Genomic DNA, 3,422 nt, shown 5'->3' on the forward strand with positions numbered 1-3,422 from the left:
GTTTAGAGCACCTCGTTTACACCGAGGGGGTCGGGGGTTCGAATCCCTCATTGCCCACATTTAAAAGCCTTGCAATGAAAATTGTAAGGCTTTTTCTATTATTGAGAGATGATTTATACAGTTTACATACTCTACAGTGTTACGTTGGATCGATACTACGTAGGTTTTACATCCAATCTTGAAGACCGGTTAAAGCGACACAACGAAGGGAAAAACAAGCACACCAAATCCGGCATTCCCTGGAAGTTGATGTATCAGGAGAGTTTTGATACGCGATCAGAAGCAATGGCGAGGGAGAAGAAGATTAAGTCTTCAGAAAGCCGGGAAGAGCTTCTGTGGTATATTCGATCCCGAACGAATGAGTTGGGTGTTCAATAAAAAAAGGCCTTGGATTGTGATCCAAGGCCTTTTGAGTAAATTTTTTTCTTAGTTTGCTCTTATTAATCTTCTGTGCCCATTACGGCATGCGCAATCACATAAATGTCACCACTTACGTCATTGACAACATATTTAACTTCTGACTCGCTTGACACGTCAAGGTCACCATTGTTTGGATATTCACCAGGAGCAGCACCTTTTGGAGGCATTTTTTCTGAGCCTACGTAAAGGTGTGTTTCGGTAGTACCATCTTCTTTATAAAAAGAAGCGTCATCGGTTGAAGTAAATGTAACAGTAACAGTTGTTCCTTCGTAGACAATTTCTACATTACCGGTAATTTGTCCCTTGGATAGGTCGCACTGACCAGCTCCTGCATAGAGAGGGAAATTATAAGTTCCTTCAGTTAACTTACCATTTGTCCAACCCCAGCGGGTATCGTCGATATCATCATCATCTGGGAAACAGTGGGCATATGGATCTAGGGATTGTTGATAAGTATCAGAATCTTTGTCGTTATCAACTTCACCGCCAATTCCACTTGTCTCAGATCCGCCATAAGCAAAAGCCGTTTCATCACACGGAACAATCAATGTTTGGGTGTTTCCATCAGTTCCAATAACACACATAGTTTTTTCGCTATCCTCATCTTCACTGTTCATTAAACCGGAAAATTCAGCTGTTTTTGCAGTGCTTCTGTTTTGAACTGCATCCAGAATAAACTGAACCTTACCTTTATCGAAATTAGCTTCACCGTTAGAACGAACTTCATCCGGGAGCTCATCAGCAGGCATATTCATGTCAAATTCCTGAAAAGGAATGAGTGACCAAACAGCTACCTGAATTTCACGCCAGGTAATTTCAGGATCTGCTTTTAGCAGAGCATTTTTCATCGAAAAGAGGCGATTTACATCATCAAACTGTTTGTCGCCGGCCGTTGAGTATACTCCTACTCCTTCATAAATATCGTTATTACTTGAGATTGGATCTTTCCATGCAATGCAGTAGGCTTCTCTCTCTCCATTGGAGATCAAGTTGTTCCATTCAACATTATCAATATCAATTGAAAAGTTACTGGTCGTTCCTCTGTTAACTCTAACTGAAGCATTTTCAGCTCCTTTAATTAGAGTTACATCCGGTACCTTGTCAAGAGACTCATCAAGCCCCTTCTCAGAAATGACGTCACATGCTGAAAACGTCATTACTGTTGCAAAAATTAAAAATAGAGATGCGATTATACCCCTGATTATCATATATTTTCTCCCGTTAAGATATCTTTAATTGATTTTTTTTGAACCTAAAACAAACTTACTGTTTGCTCAGGATATTATTATAACTCAATGAATGGATATCAAAAAGTTAAATGTCTCTAATAAGATGCTATTAATATTCTAAGGTTTACGAGTAATCCTTTTAAAGGATGTTTTTAAAATCCTGAAAAAGGGAAAAATTTAAAGAAGTAAATTTTACTTGTATTCGAGGTTCCGGATATGACTGTGACTTCATTTATTATCTCGAGTTAATCATCAAGTTCGGATTGAGTTGAGATTTTTTGGATGAAGTGAAAAGAACTAGTAATGGGGAAATGAATAGTAGATAATATAATTTTTTTCTTTTCATGATCATTTATGAATGAACAGTGATTAAGCTCTGATTTGAATCTTGTCTTTTATTTAAGATTAAAGACAATTGGATTAAGTAGTAGTTATGAATATCTAATACGCAGATAGTGCTGGATGAAGCATATTTTGATGGGGACGAGTAGAAAAAAAGATGAGCTGATAATGAGGTCCTTAATTGGTTTAATTATAAATGATTTTAGTATTTATCAGTCTTATAAAAGTTTGAAGGTTTGTTCTGTACGAAGTAAATAACTTTCGTTTAATGAGTGAGAAGAGTTATTCAAAGCATTTTTTAAAGATGAGAAGAACTGAAATCATTTTTTAGTAAAAAATACGTATGTGAAAACAGGTTGAATAATTCTTTATAAAAGAAAAATAATACTATTAATAAGCTTAGGCATTCTTCATTAAGAATTGCTAATTCTGTTTATATCTCTGTTATTTTTCGACGCAATCGGGTATCATTGATTTCGAAGTACAGTAATAATGTATTGCCGCTATAATTGAAGGCAATACAGTTTGTTTCAAAAAGATATTGAAGAGGTGACACGGTATGTCCGATATAATACGGAGTGATAGAGAAGGGAGGAGTTCAAATCAAGGTGATAAATTTGAGTATGTATCGACCACTCCCTTATCAAATGAAAATCAAAGTGGGCAGGGAAATCTGGATCCCAAATATTTAGTATCACTTATATTAAAATATAAATGGTTAATTATCATCTTTCTGATATTGGGTGGCACGGGAGCCTGGTTCTATTCAGATACGCTAACACCGATTTATGAAAGTACGGGTACAATGATCATCAGTGCAGGTTCTTCGGGTGATGATGAATTGTCCAGAATTATTTCTCAAACCACGGGAGTAGGAACAAGTTCTACTATAGCGAATGAGGTTCAGGTACTGAAGTCCAGGGATTTTGCACGAAAAATTGCAGACTCTTTGATTGAAGATGATCCCGGCGGAATTCGGGAATTTCCGGTTCTTTGGAACCAGGATGAAGAGGGTAATGTGAGTAGGGCATCAGAAGCATCCGTTACCGGCAGGATACGATCGGGTTTAAGCGTTCTGAGGACTGAGAGAGATTCGGAAGTCATTGAAATTAGTTTTGAGAGTCCCTCACCCACTGAAGCATCACATGTATCCAACCGCGCAATGGAAATCTATGTGGAAGGCTCAACTCAACAGAATCGAAGAGCTGCTGAATTGACGGCTGAATTTTTAGAGAGAGAAAAAAGGGATATTGAGCAAAAACTTGAACAATCTGAGGAAAGATTGGAAGAGTTACCGAATTCATAATCGATGCCGTGCTCTTTGAAAATATTCAGGATGTCGGGAGTTTTACGTGTTTCGTTCTTTTCGCTTACGCGCACGCGGGCGGCATGTTTCGCCAGCAATATGGCTGCTGAGATGCCGCTTCTTCC

3 protein-coding genes are annotated in these 3,422 nt (G+C 37.9%); 2 read left to right on the forward strand and 1 reads right to left on the reverse strand.

Features of this window, described 5'->3' with window-relative positions; genetic code table 11:
- Positions 1–108: 108 nt before the first annotated feature.
- A complete protein-coding gene (locus R6U02_RS06620) occupies positions 109–378 on the forward strand; it encodes a GIY-YIG nuclease family protein (RefSeq protein ID WP_410262827.1) in 270 nt (89 codons plus the stop codon).
- A gap of 62 nt (positions 379–440) precedes the next feature.
- Here the strand turns inward: R6U02_RS06620 and R6U02_RS06625 are convergent, their stop codons facing one another.
- Positions 441–1,628, reverse strand: coding sequence for a hypothetical protein (locus tag R6U02_RS06625; RefSeq protein ID WP_410262828.1), 1,188 nt, complete (start codon positions 1,626–1,628; stop codon positions 441–443).
- Positions 1,629–2,550: 922 nt separating this feature from the next.
- On the opposite strand from R6U02_RS06625, the gene R6U02_RS06630 reads away from it, so the two are divergent.
- Complete coding sequence (locus R6U02_RS06630; protein ID WP_410262829.1) at positions 2,551–3,297, forward strand: GumC family protein; 747 nt, start codon at positions 2,551–2,553, stop codon at positions 3,295–3,297.
- Positions 3,298–3,422: the final 125 nt, after the last annotated feature.

The sequence above is a fragment of the Alkalibacterium sp. genome (assembly GCF_046484155.1).
Classification (GTDB): Bacteria; Bacillota; Bacilli; order Lactobacillales; family Carnobacteriaceae_A; genus Alkalibacterium.